Consider the following 21,857-nt stretch of genomic DNA (forward strand, 5'->3'; position numbering starts at 1 on the left):
CACTATTACTTGTAAGTCCTAACACTTTCTATCACCACGGAGGTTAAAATCAAAAGCCCCCCAATAACAGTGGATAATACTGGAATTTCCTTTAAAAAAATCATACCAATAATGATTCCATACACCGGTTGTACACTACTGATGATACTCGCTGTAGTGATCGAGAACCGTTTGAAACTCCCCAAAAACAGGGTATGTCCGATTGCTGTGGTTAACAATGCCAAAGTTAAGGTAGGCAACCATTGTTCTTTGATTCCTGAACTATCCATTAAGAAAAGGAAAGGAGACAATGCAATACTCACCACTACCAACTGGTACCACATTAACATAGATCCATTATAACTCCCTACTTTGGTTTTCATAATCAGGTTACGCAACGAATAGCACAATGCGGATAACACCCCAAAAAATACCGCTTTGGTATATGAATTTTCAAAATTGAGATCGGGAACTAAAAAATAAATTCCCAACAAGACCAAAAGCGCTAATAGAAGATGTATTTTTTGAAATTTGGTTTTTAACAAAACAGGTTCCAAAAGTGCCGTGATCACTGGATAAGTAAAGATGGACAACATTCCTACCGCTACATTCGAGAGTTTAAGTGCATAGAAGTAGGTTACCCAATGCAATCCCATCAAAATACCGCTCAATATAATCGTTGGACGGTCTTTGCTAGAAGTACTAAGTGAGATTCCTTTCCATTTACAAAAAACAAAAAGCAAAATGCCTGCTAGTATAGCTCTAAAACCAATAATTACCGGAACAGGCATCTCTATATATCGTCCCAAAGCTCCCGAAGTACTAATCAAAAGCATCGCAAGATTAAGCTCTAATATATTTTTGAAGTGTTGATTATTCTGTGACAAATTTTATAATTATCTTAATAATGTAAAACTAGATTTAAATTCTTTAAGGGCACCTTGTTCTGTATATAATACTTTAAACCAGTATTCACTAGATGGTAACTGACGCCCTTGAGACGTTCCATCCCAATTGCTTTGAGATCCAAGAGTTTTTAAAAGTCGCCCAAACCTATCAAAAATCAAAACCTGGTTAATGGTAACATTTTGCGTACTTTCTATATTCCATACATCATGAAAACCATCTCCGTTAGGAGTAAAATATTCAGGATATCCGGATGTTACATTTATAATTGTTGATTCTTCCCCACATCTTTCGATATCCCTTACCGTAATTGTATGTTCTCCAATAGTCACACCATTAAAAATAGAGGACGTTTGCCAGTCACTATCATCAATTTGGAATTCATAATTACCATTTCCTTCTACAAAAACTTCGACAGTAACATTATTAGAAAATGCTCCAGATATTGCCTCTGCCCTAACTCCCTCGGGTGGATATGAATCTTCAAAATTAATGCTTTTGGAAATAGAACATCCATTAATTATATGAGTAACTTCTACACTATATTGGCCAGAGGCATCAGGAAAAAAAGTAGCATTGGTTTCACCTATAATTTCGTTACCTGCTATTGCCTGAGTCCCTATATACCACTGAAAAGTGTATTGAGCGGTATCTAGGTTTACCTCTATATCTTGGGGAAATATATTTATAAGGCTTCCATCAGCATTCAGGCACCTAACATATCGTTCTTCTAAAATTATAGGTTCGACAGGAATACTTTCAATCGTAAATGAGGTTACCTTATAGCATGTTTGTGTCGATTCTGCAATCCTTAACCAAATTGTTTGTATTGCCGAAGTGTTCATAAAGACACTCGGGTTAGTAATCGTATTGGTTGAACTTACCCCTGTGTAGTTTTCTGCATCTTCTTGAGTAAGGTGATACGACACTTCGTAAATTGTAGCATCTTGACCTCCTAATACCAAGGCTGTATTCGTAGTCAAATCGAATGAAGAAATACCATCATTATCCAGATCACAAGAGTCAAGATCATTGGGTAAGCTAGTAATCACTGGTGGAGTAGCAAATTCAATTTCTACGGAATCCGAAGATGAACAAAGACCAGAAACATCAATATCCACACTATAAAATCCATCTTGAGTCACTTCAAGCCTCGCCCCTCCGTCTAGTATTGTGGTTCCGTCTCCTGGTCCGACTGGAGTTCCGTCCTTAAACCAAAAATAGCTTGAACTACTCCCAACTGTTGCATTAAGTATTATAGGGGTGCCCTCGCATCCCGGATTACCATTGGCAATAGTTCTATCCTCACCTAGATCTCCGCCGATGTTAAAGCTTCCTGCTGCCAAAAAAACAGCAGAATCTAATCCTGGATCTAAATTATCGGCTATGACCATTTTTATAGTATATCGTTCATTGGGAATCACACTCCCTGAAGCTTTTAATACTTTCGTATATCCATTAAAATCAATTGGCGCATCTGTACCCGGCGCAATTACTCGACCAAAAAATTCTTGATTTCTAGGTGGACACTCATTCTGGTCTTCTATCGTATCCTCAAAATCTCCATCATTGTTTAGGTCCACACCAGCATTTACTGTTGTAACTTTAATTGCAGTTGGTGGATTTGTTCCGGGTACTACAGCTAAATTTCTAGAATTGCCTGAAGAGTCTGTAAGAATAAAGGCAAAAACGTCAGAAAAAATGCAAGGAAATATGCCTACATATTCTTCCGAAGCAAATAGAAAATCGAAAGTAATAAAATCGATACTCGGGATAAAATCGAATTGAATATAGGTCGCATTAAATAATGGACTCGTGTTAGTGATTCGACCCAAATCATTATCTCCTCTCCAGGTTTCTCCCCCTTCACTTAAAGGTTCTATCCCATTTGGTCCCATTGCACTTGCCGCGTTACCAGTACTCAAAACAATACCTCTTTCAATTTGAAAACCTGAACCATTGGCCTCAAAATAACCAATTCCATTAACTCCTACTGAAGTTCCTGTAGATGATATTATATTTTCTACTCTTGCACAAGGACTATCAATCAAAACATCTTCAATAAGTTGTTGATCACTAAAAGAACTATCATCAACCCTTATTTGTGCTGTTACAGAACCCAAAGAGAGTATGAAAAGAAAAGGTAATATTTTTACCAACACATATCCGTATTTCATATTCTGTAGCTACAAATATCTTGATTCATTAGTTTACTTGAAGAGTTTATTTATTAATACGGCTAAAATAACTTAATCTTTACTAATATCGTATTACTGACTAACATATCTATACTGTCAACGGACAAGACCTTTTGCTTTCTCTTTGATAATATCAGCTACAGGTCTCCCTTCGATATTACTTTCTAACCACGACAAAATATCAAGGTATAGGAAGGCTCTTTTTTCATATGGGTGATTTTCGTATTGCTTTAATCGTTTATGAAGCTTCCTGAATTCATCTTTGATTTGATGCGGATAAATATCTCCTAAATTTCGTAAAAACTTAATCATTTCCTTTTGGACCTCGTGCAAGTCATCCATTTTGATCAAGAAACGATACGTTTCTTTTAGCTGACTTTCTAAATGATAGTCCATTCCTGCTTCGTAATGAGCAACAAGACTCAGTACTCTGGAAAAGCACATCAAGTCCTCTCTCATTTTAAGGGATTTGTTATTAATAATCTTGGCTAGGTATTCAATACATTTTTTATGTTGCCCCATACCAAAGTACAGACAACCAATTTTATAATAAAACACCATGATGTGATGGTCATCTAACCTATTCTTAAAATTCTCGACTCCTTGAAGAATTTCCTTGACCAGGTACTCCCCTTCTTCAAAAGTTCCTTCCAAGAAATGAACATTCAGCTTATTGTTGTATATAAATTGGAATGACAATACTTCGATATTATCATCACTAGGAAAAGTGTCTTTTGCTATTGCTTCTTCAAACTCAGTAAGCATCGACTTTAATTGTGTTTTATCTTTGATTAGATATAATGACTCTAATAAATAGTGATTTCCACGTAAGAAAAACACCGGGTTTAATCCAATCATCTTAGGATGCTCATAGAATAAATCCACCCATTTCTTAGAGTATTTATAACAGGATAAAAAATCCTGAACAATAAAACTATACCAAAGGTGTGCCTTATACAACCACAGCTTTTCTCTAAAGCCTAACATTCCCCACTCGTACTTTGGCAATTTACCATGAAAGTAATTGGTGATTACATTGTGCTCTTTATCATTGCGGACATAGCCACTTTTTAGCATCAAACCATACAACTGGAGAGAAAGGTTAGACAATCGGCTGGTCAAAACATTTTTCATACTCAACATCTTTGCCTCTACCGTTAACTCATCTGCTCGGTTATTGATACTTCGGGTTATATATTGAGTTTCTATAATCTTTTCCAGCTCTACAATTTCATAAGCTATATTGTGCTCCTCATTCTCTTTGGCAAGCGCTTTAGCTTTATCAAGAATTTTCAAACTCTGTTTATACAACCCTTTGTGATATAGTATGGAAGCAAAGTCCAATTGTTCTCTAATTTGAGATCGTATATTTTGATGAAGTGGACTTAATCTAAGGCTAATTAAAATCTGCTTATACAAATGAGCCTTGAGATTAGAAAGCTGTTGTTTTTTTACAATTCCTTTCTTTACGATCAAATCTTCGTCGAGCATATCACTTTTATCCAAATGATTAAATAAAGCTAAAAATTTTGAATCTGTATTGACTCCCAAACGCCCTACATACACTTTAAACTGTCGCTTTTCGGATTTGGAAAGTGACTTGATTAAAACAAACAAAGGATCTTTTTGATCATTAGTCATTGTAAGAAAATATATTGTAATTAATTGATTAAAAGAAAGTTAACTTTTCATTAAAACATTTTACCATTGTAAAACTGCAATCCAAATACTTCCCTTTTGAATTCCCAAAATATAAATTCGTAAGAGATTAAAGAAACATCTTTTAAGAATATTTTAAAATGATGTTGTTTTTAAAACAAAGCACATAATTTATAATTCGCGCAATTCTTATGAGTAATAACAAAGTACAAATTTTCGATACTACCCTTCGAGATGGAGAACAGGTCCCTGGATGTAAGTTAAACACAAAACAAAAACTTATCATTGCAGAACAGCTAGATTTACTCGGAGTAGATATTATCGAAGCTGGATTTCCAGTATCCAGTCCTGGAGACTTTACTTCGGTTAATGAGATTGCAAAAGTAGTCAAGAACGCTACAGTATGCGGACTTACCCGAGCTGTAGAAAACGATATTAAAGTTGCAGCCGAAGCCCTTAAACATGCAGTAAGACCAAGAATTCACACGGGGATCGGAACCTCTGATTCTCATATCAAATACAAATTCAATTCTACACAAGATAAAGTAATAGAAAGAGGTGTTGCGGCAGTAAAATATGCCAAATCATTTGTTGAAGATGTAGAATTTTATGCAGAAGATGCTGGTCGCACCGATAATGAGTTTTTAGCACGAGTTTGTGAAGCTATGATCAAAGCTGGTGCGACCGTTCTTAATATACCAGACACTACTGGTTATTGTTTGCCAGAAGAATACGGTGCCAAAATCAAATATCTTAAGGAAAATGTAAAAGGTATTGATAATGTGGTGATTTCATGCCATTGTCATAACGACCTTGGGTTAGCTACTGCCAATTCGATTGCAGGAGCCATTAATGGAGCCAGACAAATTGAATGTACCATTAATGGTATTGGAGAGCGTGCAGGGAACACTTCATTAGAAGAAGTCGTTATGATCATGAAACAACACCCTTATTTATCGTTGAATACAGATATCAATACAAAACTGTTGTATGAAAGCAGTCAGATGGTATCTCACCATATGGGTATGGTAGTACAACCTAACAAAGCTATTGTTGGAGCCAATGCCTTTGCACATAGTTCTGGTATTCATCAAGATGGTGTTATCAAAAACAGAGAAACTTACGAAATTATAGATCCAGCTGAAGTTGGAGTCACTGAATCAGCAATTGTTCTCACTGCCAGAAGTGGTAGAGCCGCTTTAGCGTATCGAGCCAAAAAAGTTGGATACGAATTAACGAAGCTTCAGCTGGATGATGTATATAAAGAGTTTTTAAACTTTGCAGACCACAAAAAAGAAGTATTGGATGATGACATCCATTTGATCATGAAAAATTCGAATATTGCTGCAGCCGCAGTTGTATAAAAAAATATTGATGAAAAAAACATTATTCGACAAAGTATGGGACGCCCATGTTGTCAAAGAAATTGAGAACGGACCTCAAATCTTATATATCGATAAACATCTTATTCATGAAGTTACCAGTCCACAGGCATTCTCAGAACTGGAACAACGTGAAATCCCAGTTTTTAGACCTGATCAGATTGTAGCTACTGCAGATCACAATACTCCAACAGTAGATCAACATCTACCAGTCAAAGATGAGTTATCCAGAAATCAATTGGCCCAACTTTCTAAAAACTGCGAGAAAAACAATATTACACTTTATGGCTTAGGACATAAGTACAATGGTATCGTACATGTTATGGCTCCTGAGCTTGGGATTACCCAACCCGGTATGACCATGGTATGTGGCGATAGTCATACCTCTACACATGGTGCTTTTGGAACCATTGCTTTTGGTATAGGAACTAGTCAGGTAGCTCAGGTATTTGCTAGCCAGTGTTTATTACTTCAAAAGCCAAAAAGCCTACGAGTAAATGTAAACGGTACTTTGAAACCAGGTGTACTTCCCAAAGATGTGATTTTATATGTCATTTCAAAATTAGGGACCAACGCAGGTACTGGATATTTTTGTGAATATGCAGGTAATGTTTTCGAAGAAATGTCTATGGAAGGTCGTATGACCGTTTGCAATATGAGTATAGAAATGGGAGCTCGTGGTGGAATGATCGCACCAGATCAAACTACATTTGATTATGTCCAAGGAAAAGAATTTGCTCCAAAAGGAGAAGAGTTTGATAAAAAAGTAGCGTATTGGAAAACATTACCTACCGATGAAGGAGCTGTATTTGATAAAGAATATCATTTTGATGCTGCAGATATTGAGCCTATGGTGACTTACGGAACCAATCCTGGAATGGGAATCAAAATATCAGAAACTATCCCTGTGCAAGACAGTGCTTCTTTCGAAAAATCATTAAATTATATGAATTTTGAAAAGGGACAATCTCTATTGGATCAAAAAGTGAACTATGTATTTATAGGAAGCTGCACAAACAGTAGAATTGAAGATTTTAGAGTAGCTGCCAGTTATATCAAAGGAAAACAAAAAGCAGATAATGTAACTGCCTGGTTTGTTCCTGGATCGCAACAAGTGGCACAACAAATTGTAGACGAAGGACTGAATGAGATTTTTGAGGATGCTGGTTTCAAACTACGTCAACCTGGATGTTCGGCTTGTTTGGCTATGAATGATGATAAAATTCCGGAAGGAGAATACTGCGTATCCACTTCCAACCGAAATTTTGAAGGAAGACAAGGACAAGGAGCCAGAACTATTTTGGCTAGTCCACTGGTAGCCGCAGCAACCGCGATTGAAGGAAAGATTATTGATATTACTAAACAATTGAATTAAGATGGATAAGTTTACCAAACTAACTTCGGCGGCTATCCCATTACCTATAGAAAATATAGATACGGATCAAATAATACCTGCTCGTTTTTTGAAAGCTACTAGTCGTGATGGATTTGGAGAAAATCTATTTAGAGACTGGCGTTTTCATAAAGATGGTAGTGCCAATACAGATTTTGTACTTAACAACCCTACATACAAAGGTAGTATCCTGGTGGCAGGAGATAATTTTGGTTGTGGTTCTAGTAGAGAGCATGCCGCATGGGCTATTCATGATTATGGAATCAAGGTAGTAGTATCCAGTTTTTTTGCAGATATTTTTAAAGGAAATGCGTTAAATAACGGAGTATTGCCCGTTCAGGTTACTCCAGAGTTTTTACAATCCTTATTGCAAGCCATTGAAAAAAATCCTGAAACTCAAATTGAAGTAGATCTTGAAGCACAAAAGATTACCGAACTTGATTCAGGGAATTCTGCAAATTTTGATATTAACAGTTACAGAAAAACATGCCTGATGAATGGGTATGACGATATTGATTTTTTAATAAGCAACAAATCAGAAATAGAAGCTTTTGAAGCTGCAAGAGTATAAATTTAAAGAAATCGTACACCTGTCCAAAAGACAAAACAACAGAAAAAGATGAAATTAGATATTGCTGTATTATCGGGAGATGGTATTGGACCAGAAGTAACAGCTCAAGCCATCAAAGCGCTTGAGGCGGTTGCGCATAGTTTTGATCATACGTTTATATTCAAAGACGCCTTGGTGGGAGCCATAGCAATCGACAAAACCGGCAATCCCCTACCCGAGGAAACTTTACAACTATGTGTGGATACAGATGCCGTGCTTTTTGGAGCTATCGGAGATCCTAAGTATGACAACAATCCAAGTGCTCCTGTTCGCCCAGAGCAAGGATTACTAAAGCTAAGAAAAGAACTAGGCCTGTATGCTAATATCAGGCCCGTGAAAGCATACGACACCTTAATCGATAAATCTCCTCTGAAACCTGAAATTATTACAGGTACCGATATTTCAATCTACAGGGAGTTAACTGGAGGAATTTATTTCGGAAAAAAAGAATTAAATGATGAGGGCACCGTTGCCTCTGATTTGTGCGAATACTCAAAAGAAGAAATTGAGCGTATTGCTCACCTGGCTTTTAAAGCTGCTCAAAAAAGAAGAAATAAGTTAACCCTTGTTGACAAAGCTAATGTATTAGAATCGTCCAGGTTATGGAGAAAAGCAGTGACTGAGGTTGCCAAAACATATCCAGATGTAGCGCTAGACTTTTTATTCGTCGATAATGCTGCCATGCAAATGATACTAAATCCAAGTCAGTTTGATGTTATCCTTACCGAAAACATGTTTGGAGATATCATTTCTGACGAAGCCAGTGTAATTGGTGGTTCTATCGGTTTGTTAGCCTCTGCTTCTGTTGGTGATACTTGTTGCATGTTTGAGCCTATCCATGGATCTTATCCGCAAGCTACAGGAAAAGGAATTGCAAATCCAATAGCTGCCATCTTATCAGCTGCTATGCTATTAGAACATTTTGATTTATTAGGTGAGGCCAATGCCATAAGAGATGCTGTAGAAAAGGCACTAGAGCTTAATTTGACTACACCTGATCTAAATAAGGTTAATCCGTTGACCACTGAAAAAGTAGGTGATTTTATCGCCGATTATATCCTGAATCCAGAAGATTCGAACATCAATTTTGAAAATATTCATGTAGGACAATCTACGATTATCTAGTTTTTAGATACTAATTTCTGTTTGTAAAGAAGCAACTACTTAAGGTAGTTGCTTTTTTGTTTTTCAGAAGAATTCTCAATGTGTTTTAAAAAAGTTAACATCTCAAAACTCAGGTTTTCAACACATTTAATGAAAGTTAAAAAAAATAAAAAACACGTAGTAACAATTCTACTCTTGAAGACACTATCTATTAGATCCCTGTTTTAAAAACAAATCTCATTCAGCAACATCCAATCACAAATCAATGAAAAAAACAGTCGCACTTATTGTAAGCTTTGCTTTCACTTATATTTCTAATGTACATGCACAATTTACTGAAACCAACACTGAACTTATTACAAATAAGGAAATTGTGACTCCTGTACTACGAGTAAGTAATGAAATAAGGTTAGCAAATACTTTTGCTGCAAATGATCCTATTATCGGAACTCTTGATAACACAGGATACGGAATTAACATTCATAAAACTGAAGGAATAGGGTTTGCCTTTAATAATATTCATCGCGTATTTTTCAAACCTGATGGTAACATTCGAACTTCAAGCGCTAATCCAAGCATTCATATAGAAGGAACAGGAATAGGTAATTATCAAGGTGCTAATTTGATTCTTTCTTCAAAAGGAGTGACCTCTGGAAACAAACACGTATCTACATGGTTTATGAACCATAGAGGTACGGACGGAGTAGCAACTATCGAGATGCAAAGACGAGGGTTAAATGCTGAATATAATGGTTCCTTATTACTCTATAAAGACGGGTACGGATGGAGATTTCGTGTAGCGAATACTTCAACATCGGGACTGACAGAAGGAATAATGATAAACCAAATTGGCAATGTTGGTATAGGTACAGTATCTCCAACAGAAAAACTACAAGTACAAGGAACCATAAAGGGTCAGAAATTGTTACTGTTAGACCCTAATGACACCAATAATTGGAATAATCTATGGGAAAGTGGTTTTTATCAGAGTTATAATGCAACTAACGCTCCTGAACCCAACCAATGGTTTTGGGGAATTAACATGAACCATAGTTCTAATAATTCTCAATATCGATATAACGGGCAAATTGTTATTAAAAACAATTCTGTACATCCAAGAATGTACTTTAGAAGTACTAAAGTAGATGGAACCGGGATTTGGACCAGGGTTGTGCACAGTGAAGGAACTCAATTTATAAATGGTTCTTTAGGAATCGGAACTACGAATCCTAATGGTTGGAAACTCGCTGTAAACGGTAAAATAAGAGCCAAAGAAATTAAAGTTGAAACCAATTGGGCCGATTATGTTTTTGAAGATAACTATAACCTACCTACTCTACTAGAAGTTGAAAAACACATCCAAGAAAAAGGGCATTTAAAAAATATTCCTTCTGCAAAAGAAGTTGAAAAAAATGGTATTGAATTGGGTGAGATGAACAAACTTCTTCTTGAAAAAATCGAAGAACTCACCCTCTACACGATTGCCCAGGAAAAACGAATCCAAGCCCTTGAAAAAAAATTAGAAAACTAATAATTCATCCAATAATAGTCAATCACAAAGATTCATGAAAAAAATATTATTCGCAGTTTTCGCATTGTTTATAACCATTGTTTCTGCTCAAAACACATTTCCAAATACAGGTAAGGTGGGTATAGGCACAACCTCTCCCAGTAGTTTACTGGAGTTGAAATCTCCAGGTTCAACAGAACTAACCATTTCAGGAGATCATACAGGAGCAATAAATGCAGGGTTGGTTTTAAAAGCATATAGTAGTAGTATTAACCAAAGAGGTTTAGGAATGTTCATGTATGATAATAGTGGACAAAATGAATGGTTTGCAGGAAGGCCTTATAGCGGATCGGATGCATTCGTTGTTTATAGAAGAGATAACATTAACAACCATGATGTTTTAACATCTAGTTTATCACATAATTCCGGAAATCAAATTACAAAAGCACTGTTTAGCATTAACAACAAAGGAAATGTTGGTGTTGGAACAAAAAGTCCAAGTAATGCTCAAAATTGGCATGGAGCATTAGACGTACATGGAGCTAGTCATTCTAAAATTTTAGCTACCAGCAATACCGCAGGAGTAAAGACTGGGATATTTTCTCATGGATCTAATTGGAATGGAGTTGTTGGTCGACTTGGTACAGAAAGTAATCATGATCTTCGTTTAATGGCAGGTTATGGCAAAGATCAAATAACCTTAAAAACTAATGGAAATGTAGGTATTGGAACCACTACTCCATCAAAAAAGCTTGATGTAAATGGTAACATAGGTGCACAGGAATTTATTGTGGTACAAAAAGGAGGTAGCTATTTACTCGCGCTAAATGGTCAAAATCATGGATATATTGCGGGGCGTAATTCTAGCTTTGAACACAAATTTTATATCACTTCAAACGGGACCAGTTACTTTAATGGAGGAAACTTAGGAATTGGTACTACTACTCCAGATTCAAAACTCACCGTCAAAGGGAAAATACACACACAAGAAGTAAAAGTAGATTTAGCCGGAGCTGTAGCTCCCGATTATGTGTTTTTAGATGATTATGATCTGAAAACTCTAGATGAAGTCTCTCAACATATCCAAGAAAAAGGGCACTTACCGAATATTCCTTCTGCAAAGCAAATGGAAAAAGAAGGTGTGAATCTTAAGGAAATGAACTTAAAACTACTGGAGAAGATCGAAGAACTTACCCTCTACACTATTGCTCAGGAAGCAAAAATAAAAGAACAGGAAGAGCAAAACAATCATTTAAAAGCTGAATTAAAATCAGAAAAACAAAGAATCAATTTATTAGAAGAAAAAATCGATCGCATCCTAAACCAATTACAAAACTGATATGAAAAGAGCACTATACCTAGCATTATTTTTAACCTCGATCCTGATACATGGACAAACTGAAATTAAAAAAACCGTAGTAGTCGATGGCCCTGGATGGAAACGTATAGCACGACTTGATGGCGCATACGGCCGAGGTTATAACGAAATCACTATACACACCGAAGGTGGTGCCACATCTCCCAGAGTAAGCAAAATCTCATGGATGAAAGGTTGGTCGGCCTATGGCGGGCTGAATATTTCGTCAGTAAGTGATGCAGGTCATTGGTCTGATGCAAGAATCACTTACGATGACACCAAGGCCTATTTAGAAATTAATTTTAAAGTAGCCATTGCAGCGCTAAAAGTATATCTCAATCAATCTGCTTGGACAGGAGGAGATATATTTGATGGGACCTTACCCAATGGCGGTGGATCAGTTTTACTTAGTGCTCAATTTGGACGATTAAACTATGGTGAAAACGATTTATTATTATTACACAATGGAAATTTGGGATTGGGAGCACCAAATCCCGCAGCTAGGTTAGATATCCTTTCTACAAGTGGTCAAACCGAAAGTTTAACCCGCTATAGAATAGCCGATGCTCCCAATGATTATTTGCAAATTGCAAATTCGACTGGCTCACCTAATCAATTTATTCCGGTTATTAAAGGACATCATCAGTCCGACAACAGATACTCGATTCAATTTATGGGTACCACTTCTGAAGGGAATGATGTTGGTGGGAATGCTGTAGTAAATTTTGATGCCCGTAGGACCAATGGCCCGATCGCAAATCGACCTTTATTCTTATGGACCAGTTATACCACAAAGATGATGACCATGACTGCCAATGGAAATTTAGGAATTGGTACTACCAATCCTAATGGTTGGAAACTAGCTGTAAACGGTAAAATTAGGGCCAAAGAAATTAAAGTTGAAACCAATTGGGCCGATTACGTTTTTGATAAGGAGTATAACCTACCTACTCTACTAGAAGTTGAAAACCATATCAAAGAAAAAGGACATCTGCAAAATATCCCATCTGCAAAAGAAGTAGAGGAAAACGGTATTGAGCTTGGGGAAATGAACAAAAAACTTCTGGAGAAAATTGAAGAATTGACTTTGTATACTATTGAACAGGAGAAAAAATTAACAAATCAAGAAAAAGTAAATAAACAATTAGAATTAAGGAACAATGATCTGGAGAAGAGATTAGAGAAAATCGAACATTTAATTTTAAAAAATAATCAAAACTAAAAGAAGAATATCTATCTATGAGAAATCAACTAATTTTAATATTTAGTATTCTAACGCTTTCGCTACATGCGCAATCCTTAGACAAAAACTTCACGGCATCGGTGGTTCCCAAAGAAGCAATGACCACTAGTCAACTGGATGCTATTGTTGGAAATGCAACATCGACACCCAGCATAACAATAAGTACTCCTAGGAGTAATGAAAATTTTGCAGCCAATCAATCCATTACACTATCTCCTGGAGCTCATTTAACAGGAAGTGTGAGCTTAAAAATTGAAAATCTAACATTAGTCGATGATGATTTTTTAAGTAGCATCACATATTATGATGGATTAGGAAGACCTATTCAAGATGTTGCAATACGTCAAACACCTAACGGAAAGGATATTGTTCAACACTATGAATATGATGAAGCAGGCAGAAGCAGTAAATCCTATCTTCCATTTCCAACAACTCAAAACTCAGGAAATTTTGTTGAGAATCCAATTGGACTTGTAACAACATATTATGATGATAAATATGGTGACTCAAATCCATATGCGCAAAGACGTTTTGAATTATCACCTCTCAATAGAGTTGAAGAAATCGCAGAACCTGGAGAGTCATGGAAGTTAAATCCAGCATTAAGTACGGATCATACCAAAAAGCTTTCATATTCTACCAATTCAAAAAAGAAGTCAATTTTTACTCAATAAACAGCGATGGTACCTTAACTAGTGGTTTCTACGATGAAAATGAACTTTCCAAAAACACTATTAAAAATGAAAACTGGCAGCCTTCTGATGGAAAATTAAATACTAAAGAAATTTTTACCGATAAGAATGGCAGAATAATAGCTGAAGTAATCTATGAAGATAATGGAAGCACACTAGGAAATAGTGCCGAAAAATTAGTTACCAATTATATCTATGATGATCTTGGAAGGCTTAAATTTATTTTACCCCCAAAAGCATCTGCAAGAGCGTTTGGAGAATTAAATGCCTCTGGATCTTTCTCTTGGAATTACACAAAACTTTTGCCTGATTATTTTCCTGGTGGCGGTGGTGGATCCGCTAGTGCTTCCATACAAAATAATATTTTGAGAATAAGTGCAAGTGCCGGGTTTAATAGTTCTACATTAAAAGAAGGAAGAATTGCTTTTCTACATTCCGGAATTCCTAACATCGAACTTGGATTAATTATTCCTGGCGTGCAGGCGTCAAGCAATTATCTAGCTTATATCGAAGATGGATATTTTTGTATCAAACGAAACGGATACCCCACATCAGTTACAACACTTGGCTTTTCTTTTGAAGTACCAGTTGGCAACATTTCATTCCCTACTGACAATGAAGTAGTTCTAGATTTAGCTTATCAATATGAATATGATGACTACAATAGAGAAATAGGTCAAAAAGTTCCAGGCAAAAAATGGGAGTATGTAATATATGACCAACTAGATAGACCAATTCTTACTCAAGATGCTAATTTAAGAGCGAACAATCTATGGCTATTTACAAAGTTTGATGCGTTTGGTAGAGTAGTTTACTCTGGAAAATATAGCAGTACAAAGTCTAGAAAAGATCTACAAACAGATGTAGACAATTTCTTTTCTTCATCTTCAAATAAGTCCAACATAGAAAAAAGACAGAGCTCTTCTGTTTCCATTGGAGGGGTGTCTATAAATTATTCCAATAATGCATTTCCAACAACTGGGATTACTGAAGTTTTAGGAGTTAACTATTTTGATGATTATAATTTCAATGACCCAAATAAGCCAAATACCCCAACTAACATCGAAGGGCAAGCTGTAACTACAAAAACTAAAGGTTTACCCACTGCTAATTGGATAAAAACTCTGGGGTCTAACTCTTGGACGAAGTCGTATATCTATTATGATCAAAAAGGACGAAGTATTAAAACATATACCAAAAATTACTTAGGTGGATTTACCTCCTTAGCATCTAAGCTTGATTTTAGAGGTAAAACCATTGAAAATATTACAGAGCATAAAAAAGCATCCAATTCGAATTTACTAACTGTTACTGACAATTTTGATTATGATCATAGTGAACGAGTTATTGCTCAACATCAAAAAATAAACGATCAACAAGAAGAACATATTGCTAGTTATGAATATGATGAGCTAGGAATGTTATACAACAAGGGTGTTGGTGGAATTTCATCAACCAATCCCCTTCAAAACATAGCTTACAAATATAATATCAGAGGGTGGCTGACAGAAATAAACAATGTCGACAATCTAGGTGATGATCTTTTCGCTTTCAAAATCAAATATGATCAAACTGCCGAGGGTCAGGCTTCTGCCTTAGCCCGTTACAATGGAAATGCCTCTCAAACTATATGGAGATCAAAATTTGATAATTCCAAAAGGGCGTACTCTTATACATATGACAATTTGAATCGTCTAAAAATTGCAGAATATGTACAAGGTAATAATCTAAATGAATCCCTTGGGCTATATAGCACAACAATTTCCGGATATGATGCTAATGGAAACATATTGGGACTTTCTAGAAAAGGTGTAAACCCAAATACTTCTGCTCCTACTACTATTGATGCTCTACAATATAAATATGATAACGGTAACCGACTTATCAACATTCAGGATACAGCATTACCTTTTACAGGGTTTACCGATCGTAATAATGCTCTGGGAGATTACGAATATGATGATAACGGAAATCTAATCAAAGATGGAAACAGAGAAATCAGCAAAATTCACTACAATCATCTTGATCTAGTTTCCAGAATAGATTTTACAGATGGAAAACAACTATTATTCACCTATAATTCTGCTGGTGAAAAACTTGCAAAAACTTATGTTGCTGGGGGCTCTCCAAAAAGTACATATTATTTAAGTGGGTTTCAATATGAAAACAATACTCTCAAATTTTTTCCTATTTCCGAAGGTTATGCCTATAACACATCTTCAAGTAACAATCATTCATTTAAGTATGCATATACCTTCACTGATCATATAGGAAATGTAAGATTAAGTTATACAGACACTAACAGTGATAATACTATAACCACCAATGAAATCATATCTAATTCTGGATACTACCCCTTGGGTATGATTCATTCAGGTCAGTTATTATCTGGAATTGCATCTAGCTATAGTTACTCTTTTCAAGGAAAAGAAATGCAAAATGAGCACAATCTGGGTATTTATGATTTTGGATCCAGAATGTACTATCCAGGTTTAGGGCGATGGATGAACACCGACCCACAAAATCAATTTGGAAGTCCATATCTGGCAATGGGTAACAACTGGATTATAGGAATAGATCCTAATGGTGAAATATTTGTTATTGATGATGTTATCGTTGGACTCGTTACTGGTATTGGAAATGTTGTAGGACAAGCTATCGCTGGAAACATAGATAGTTGGGGTGATGGGTTTGCCTATTTCGGTATTGGATTTGGAGCTGGCCTTACCGCTACTTATACAGGAGGTTTGGGAACTGCTGCAATTCTAGCAGCCGGTAATTCTGCATATGGTCAATATGATCAAACAGGAACAATTGATCCCACCCAACTCTTGTTTGACACCGGATTTGGGGCACTTACCGCGGGCGTTGGAAACTATTTTGGAGGAGTAATCCAGACACAGTTCTCAGGTGCATTTAGCGGTATTAAAAATCAGCTACTAAGAGATCTTACCGTTCAAATGTCTGCACAAGCTACTACGGGATTTGTTTTGGGTACAGGTTTCTCTCTGGCAACGGGTAACAGTTTGGAAGACTCATTTGATTCAGGTTTACAAGGCTTTGCAACAGGACTAGCTACTGGAGCTCTTACTGCAGCACATCAAAATACTACTAAGTATATCAATAAACAGCAACGTGCTCAAAAAATTGAGGAAATAAAAACGCAAAGAGCTGAGCAAGCACAAACACAAAATAACCCAACGACAACAGAGCAAAATAAACCTAGAGCTTTAACTCTGGGAGAGATGGATAGAATTGCCGGAGGTGATGCGAGTAACATTTCTTTAAATTATGACAGATTACAAGGACCATCTTATAGAGAATTTTCTGGAACAGTAAAACCAAATTCAGGTACAGGAACTCCTAATTCAGTATATGAATACCTAACTCCAAATGGAAAACCTATTTCAAGACATTTTTATAATGATAGCGGCAAAGTAGAATTCGAAATTAACTTTAAACCACATAACATGAGAGCTGTTCATGGACATTTTAATAGTATCCCTGGAAACATTTCTTCTGGACACCTACCACAAAATCATGTACCTTTCGTAAAAATACCTTTAAGATTTTGGTAAAAATGATACAAAATATAATCGACACTTATTCTAATTTTTCAGATTCTTGGATTACTTCAATAAAACAAGAAAAAATTAATCAAAACAAACAGATTGAAATAGTTATAACATGTGCAAATGTTAAGAAAAACTTTAAATACGAAACTATCAGATTAATTTTTAAGGAAGTAACCGAATTTGTTTTCATAGAAAACAAATTATCAGACAATTTTAGTTCTTCAGATGTATATATCTCTGAAGAAAACCAGCTAATCGTATTTGATTTTTTTCCAGTTGATCATTTTGATTTTTTAGAAGAAAATATCAATTCTAAATTTAAAATCAAATGCAATGAGGTTGAGTACGAATTTATAGCTGAATATTAAACCTAAATAATTCTATTATTAAACATAAGAATAAAAAACAAAATGAAAATATTCAATATAATACTATTCATAACACTTCCCCTTTTAGGTTTATCTCAAAGTGGAAATCCAACCGTAGATGATATTGCAACACCAAAATTTGGTTCTGGTATCGAGCAAGATGCTCAAAGTTCTGTAACAAGTTCTACAGGTAAAGTATCAACCTCTGTTCCGATTGCGAACATTAGTGCTAATTCTGTTTCATTTCCAATATCATTGTCATATAATGGAGAAAATGTATTTGATCAGGCACAAAAACAAAACAAGTATGAACCTACAGGTATTTTAGGTGTAGGATGGTCATTACAAATGCCAAGAATTGTTGCAGATACTAAACAAACTGGTAATAGAGAGGACGATACTTTTTACTTGTTAGATGGAACAAATAACACCAAGTTAATTTGTACAAAAAAAACCGTTCCTCCAGCTTTAACTAGGGGAAATGTAATTTGGGAGTTTGAAATGGAAAAATACGCTCCATATAAAATAAAATATTATAAAAGTAATATTGATTTTAACTTTGGTGGTCCAACAGGTGACGGATTTGTAGAAACCACTCTAGACTACTGGGTAATAACTGATGAAAAAGGAATACAGCATTTTTACGGGCAAAACGATAATGCAAGAGAAAATCTTATCGCGTGGGGTAACTGGATTGGTGATTCGAAAGAAACTAGTGGAACTTCAAAACACACAATCGCATGGAACATTAATAAAATAAGTGATCAATTTAATAATCAAATATTGTTCACTTATGAAAAAACGGAACAAAGAGTAAACACCTCTGGTTTAAAACATACTGAAGCTTCTTATGTTAAAAAGGTGTCTTCATCTAATGGCCAAAACGTTGTATTTGCCTATGATAACAAACAATCATTTGAATATTATGAACCTCACAAAGAACAAAGTGAACCAGATGCCTATCAAGAAAGATATGAGAAGAGATTTTTACAAAACATTAGAATATACGACCGTAAAAACAATTTGCAATTAACTCATGATCTCGGTTATTTGATTAGTAATGAAAGTTCGGTAAACAATAAAAAAAGATATCTTACGAGTATTACAGAAATAAGTCCTTCTGGAACTAGATTACCTTCGCAAGAATTTGAATATTATTTATCAGGAGATTTTAAAGGAGGGCTAAAAAAAGTAATCTCTCCTATGGGTGGATCAACAACTTACAACTATTCTAAAAAATTGTTATTTCAAAATAATAATGATTATTGGATAGCTGGATCTCTAACAGGAATTTATACAACTATAGCACGATATGTTGGCGATAATTACTCTTTAAAACTAGAAGTACAAGGTAATTATAGTTTCCCGAATGATTATCCATTAAATGGAGATAAAAACGTTCGATTAGTTAGAGACTTCTGGACAGGCTCTCGATGGAAAAGAACAGAATACAAAATACCAAGAAAAGTTCAATTTAGAACTAACGGTTTTTTTAATGATTTTTATATGAACAATGTAAAATTCGCTTTTGGGGAGGATTATTATGCGATGTTAGTTTATGATAAAGGAACAGACAGAGGTAGTTTATATCTTTTTCATCTAAATCAAGATGGTATTACATGGAGTGAAAATTCATATTCAAACCTTCTTCTAGAGGCTAATGATGGAGATGAAGAACCTGCTTTAATGTCTGGAGAAGATTTTGTTGCATTGGGCACTAGCAGAACCGGAAGAGTGTACAAATATTTATGGAATGGTAATAGATGGGATACAAGCACTTTGAACCTTGGAAATAGACAGTACTTTTATGGTGCGAATAATAATTTTATTCTTATCCTAGATGAAGATGGGGGGACGGATTATTTAACTGGTAGATCCCATACCGACAATTATTATGTACACTATTTGGATGCAGAAAGAAAATGGAATACTAAATCTTGGTCCTCTAGTTTAGATCCCTATATTGGTCAAATATCAAAAGCTAGTTTTTTCTATCCATCCAATTCGATGACTGGTTTTGTAGCTGATCACAACCCTGAGTTTTTTATTAGATGGGATGAAAACTTTAATGTAGTAGCCGTAGAAAGTAATGTATTAGGAACTGTTGAAGATCGGTTTCCTCTTACTAGTGCAGGAGGAGGACTATTTGTTTTACACAGAAAATGGGATAGTGGTCCATTAACACCTATAAAAGCTGTAAGATTTAATGGTGTTTCTTGGGATATTCAAAACTTAAATGCCAGATCATTGCTTGCTATCTCTGAAAACGCAGTTCTTTCTAGAGAATCAGTCAATGGGGCATCATATACTCATGTACTATCCACTTATAATCCAAATTCCTCTTCCAATAAATGGACACAAACTCCTTTGAACTCAACATATAGTAATATAGAACAACCTACTGCATATGCTATGGCCAACGATCTGTTTATTTCAGGTCAAGCAATCTACAGAAGAACAAATACTGGAATCAGTTATATTGGCGATTACAATCCATATCAATATACTACAAAAGCTGCTTCTGGAGGATATGATTACGTATATGCAGAATTCAAAGAAAGTAGAAATGGTGATTTTTATCGCGCTTCAATGTTTTATATTGATAAAAAGGATGGAGCTTTAAAATCAATCTTACTTGGTCAGGAAAATCTAGATACTTACCATCAAGGAATTCAAAATTGGGGAACTGTCAATTTTGGAGGAAACCGTCCTTACTTTGGAAGAAACACCTTCCTTGATAACAACCAAAAATTTAATAGAATTATTGATAATCAAATAGGTCAAAATATCTATGACATAGTCGTATCAGAAATTCAAATAAATGATGATAGAGGGCAAGTGAGAAAAACCCAATATACTTATGATGATTTCAATGCTCTTCCTGATGACAAAACTGTTTTTTATGGCAAGGTAACGATGACCAATAAGGGCTTAGGCTCTTCGACTTTAGGCAAAACTGTTAGCTACTTTAACAATGGAAAAAATGATATTACTTTAGGAGGTTTCCCTTTAAGAACTGAAACTTTCAAAGGAGTTTCTACCTTGGTAAAAAAATCAAGTTCCACCTGGAAGAAATATTTTAAAAACCATATAAATTCCGCCAGTAAAATAGTAGGAACTGGATACTATTCAAGAATAACTCAACAATACGAAGAGTTACGTTTTTCTGGCAATAAATTGATTAAAAATACCACCTCCAATTCTTACAACAACATTGGTATATTAACTTCTACTCAAAAAACCAACAGTGAAGGTTTATTAGAAAAATCAACGATAAAATTGGGGTATGAACAATACAACTTCATGAAGGACAAAAACATGATTAGTTATCCTTATGAAACAAAAAACATAATTGATGGAAATGAAGAATCTGTAAGTCGTGCTGTTTGGTCCGAAGATAACGGCAAAATAAATCTAGCTGAGAATATTTCAGGGCCTAATGCACAAAAATTACGTGCCGACAATAAAATGTCAGCTTTTGATAGTAAAGGAAATATTTTAGAAATCAACAATTCAAATGGTATTTTTAATGCAATGCTGTATGGGAATAGTGGATTCAATAAGGTTGCTTCAATTTCTAATGCTACCTATCAAGATGTTATCAACTCTTTAGATGTTAGTTATAGCCAATTACAGAACCTAAATAACATCCAACTTAAAACAGAATTATTAAAACTTTATGATAGACTACCAAACTCAATGATAAACTTAAACCTGTTTGATTCCAATGGAAGAATAATTACTTCTATAGATGAAAGAATGCAGGAAACCAATTTTTATTATGATGATTTTGGACGTCTTGAGTATGTAACGGATCATAACGACAAAGTCCTTAAAAAGAACATCTATAATTACGGAGCGAATTAAAAAACAGTGAATCT

Annotated in this window: 14 protein-coding genes; 11 read left to right on the forward strand and 3 right to left on the reverse strand. The window is 35.3% G+C overall.

The features are described from left to right. Positions 1–5: 5 nt before the first annotated feature. From AC0L3Q_RS14855 to AC0L3Q_RS14865, 3 genes are all read right to left on the reverse strand, one after another. Complete coding sequence (locus AC0L3Q_RS14855) at positions 6–866, reverse strand: DMT family transporter (RefSeq protein ID WP_473280493.1); 861 nt, start codon at positions 864–866, stop codon at positions 6–8. Positions 867–875: 9 nt separating this feature from the next. After that, entirely contained in the window at positions 876–3,062 is a 2,187-nt protein-coding gene (locus tag AC0L3Q_RS14860; RefSeq protein WP_473280496.1) for a choice-of-anchor L domain-containing protein, read from the reverse strand. 117 nt (positions 3,063–3,179) lie between these two features. Then, positions 3,180–4,724, reverse strand: coding sequence for a hypothetical protein (locus tag AC0L3Q_RS14865; protein ID WP_473280499.1), 1,545 nt, complete (start codon positions 4,722–4,724; stop codon positions 3,180–3,182). 209 nt (positions 4,725–4,933) lie between these two features. Between AC0L3Q_RS14865 and AC0L3Q_RS14870 the strand changes: the two genes are divergently transcribed. The 11 genes from AC0L3Q_RS14870 (at position 4,934) to AC0L3Q_RS14920 (ending at position 21,843) form a co-directional block, all read left to right on the forward strand. Beyond that, complete coding sequence (locus AC0L3Q_RS14870) at positions 4,934–6,106, forward strand: 2-isopropylmalate synthase (protein ID WP_473280502.1); 1,173 nt, start codon at positions 4,934–4,936, stop codon at positions 6,104–6,106. Positions 6,107–6,116: 10 nt separating this feature from the next. Then, positions 6,117–7,499 carry a 3-isopropylmalate dehydratase large subunit gene (leuC, locus tag AC0L3Q_RS14875; RefSeq protein WP_473280505.1) on the forward strand — a complete coding sequence of 461 codons (1,383 nt, stop codon included), beginning with the start codon at positions 6,117–6,119 and terminating at the stop codon, positions 7,497–7,499. A 1-nt stretch (position 7,500) separates the two neighbouring features. Continuing rightward, entirely contained in the window at positions 7,501–8,088 is a 588-nt protein-coding gene (gene leuD / locus AC0L3Q_RS14880; protein WP_473280507.1) for a 3-isopropylmalate dehydratase small subunit, read from the forward strand. A 48-nt stretch (positions 8,089–8,136) separates the two neighbouring features. Beyond that, on the forward strand, positions 8,137–9,252 hold the full coding sequence (leuB, locus tag AC0L3Q_RS14885; RefSeq protein WP_473280510.1) for a 3-isopropylmalate dehydrogenase: 1,116 nt from the start codon (positions 8,137–8,139) through the stop codon (positions 9,250–9,252). A 244-nt stretch (positions 9,253–9,496) separates the two neighbouring features. Next, positions 9,497–10,762 (forward strand): hypothetical protein, encoded by a 1,266-nt coding sequence (locus tag AC0L3Q_RS14890; protein ID WP_473280511.1) that lies wholly within the window; start codon positions 9,497–9,499, stop codon positions 10,760–10,762. Positions 10,763–10,796: 34 nt separating this feature from the next. Further along, the gene (locus tag AC0L3Q_RS14895) at positions 10,797–12,080 is read left to right on the forward strand and encodes a tail fiber protein (protein WP_473280514.1); all 1,284 of its coding nucleotides are present in this window, start codon (positions 10,797–10,799) and stop codon (positions 12,078–12,080) included. Position 12,081: 1 nt separating this feature from the next. Then, the gene (locus AC0L3Q_RS14900; RefSeq protein ID WP_473280516.1) at positions 12,082–13,320 is read left to right on the forward strand and encodes a hypothetical protein; all 1,239 of its coding nucleotides are present in this window, start codon (positions 12,082–12,084) and stop codon (positions 13,318–13,320) included. Between the two features lie 17 nt (positions 13,321–13,337). Further along, positions 13,338–14,015, forward strand: a complete 678-nt coding sequence (locus AC0L3Q_RS14905) for a DUF6443 domain-containing protein (protein WP_473280519.1) — start codon at positions 13,338–13,340, stop codon at positions 14,013–14,015. Continuing rightward, entirely contained in the window at positions 13,925–17,611 is a 3,687-nt protein-coding gene (locus tag AC0L3Q_RS14910; RefSeq protein WP_473280521.1) for an RHS repeat domain-containing protein, read from the forward strand. Before AC0L3Q_RS14905 ends, AC0L3Q_RS14910 begins: the two co-directional genes overlap by 91 nt. 2 nt (positions 17,612–17,613) lie before the next feature. Then, entirely contained in the window at positions 17,614–17,976 is a 363-nt protein-coding gene (locus AC0L3Q_RS14915) for a hypothetical protein (protein WP_473280523.1), read from the forward strand. Positions 17,977–18,018: 42 nt separating this feature from the next. Next, on the forward strand, positions 18,019–21,843 hold the full coding sequence (locus AC0L3Q_RS14920; RefSeq protein ID WP_473280526.1) for a SpvB/TcaC N-terminal domain-containing protein: 3,825 nt from the start codon (positions 18,019–18,021) through the stop codon (positions 21,841–21,843). Positions 21,844–21,857: the final 14 nt, after the last annotated feature.

The organism is Aquimarina sp. KJ22-3, assembly GCF_055808215.1.

Coding starts and splice junctions, on each gene's coding strand:
- AC0L3Q_RS14860 (WP_473280496.1), bottom strand. CDS start 3,062: ATGAAATACGGATATGTGTTGGTAAAAATATTACCTTTTCTTTTCATA.
- AC0L3Q_RS14865 (WP_473280499.1), bottom strand. CDS start 4,724: ATGACTAATGATCAAAAAGATCCTTTGTTTGTTTTAATCAAGTCACTT.
- AC0L3Q_RS14905 (WP_473280519.1), top strand. CDS start 13,338: ATGAGAAATCAACTAATTTTAATATTTAGTATTCTAACGCTTTCGCTA.
- AC0L3Q_RS14895 (WP_473280514.1), top strand. CDS start 10,797: ATGAAAAAAATATTATTCGCAGTTTTCGCATTGTTTATAACCATTGTT.
- leuB (WP_473280510.1), top strand. CDS start 8,137: ATGAAATTAGATATTGCTGTATTATCGGGAGATGGTATTGGACCAGAA.
- AC0L3Q_RS14890 (WP_473280511.1), top strand. CDS start 9,497: ATGAAAAAAACAGTCGCACTTATTGTAAGCTTTGCTTTCACTTATATT.
- AC0L3Q_RS14900 (WP_473280516.1), top strand. CDS start 12,082: ATGAAAAGAGCACTATACCTAGCATTATTTTTAACCTCGATCCTGATA.
- AC0L3Q_RS14920 (WP_473280526.1), top strand. CDS start 18,019: ATGAAAATATTCAATATAATACTATTCATAACACTTCCCCTTTTAGGT.
- AC0L3Q_RS14910 (WP_473280521.1), top strand. CDS start 13,925: ATGGAAGTTAAATCCAGCATTAAGTACGGATCATACCAAAAAGCTTTC.
- AC0L3Q_RS14870 (WP_473280502.1), top strand. CDS start 4,934: ATGAGTAATAACAAAGTACAAATTTTCGATACTACCCTTCGAGATGGA.
- leuC (WP_473280505.1), top strand. CDS start 6,117: ATGAAAAAAACATTATTCGACAAAGTATGGGACGCCCATGTTGTCAAA.
- AC0L3Q_RS14915 (WP_473280523.1), top strand. CDS start 17,614: ATGATACAAAATATAATCGACACTTATTCTAATTTTTCAGATTCTTGG.
- leuD (WP_473280507.1), top strand. CDS start 7,501: ATGGATAAGTTTACCAAACTAACTTCGGCGGCTATCCCATTACCTATA.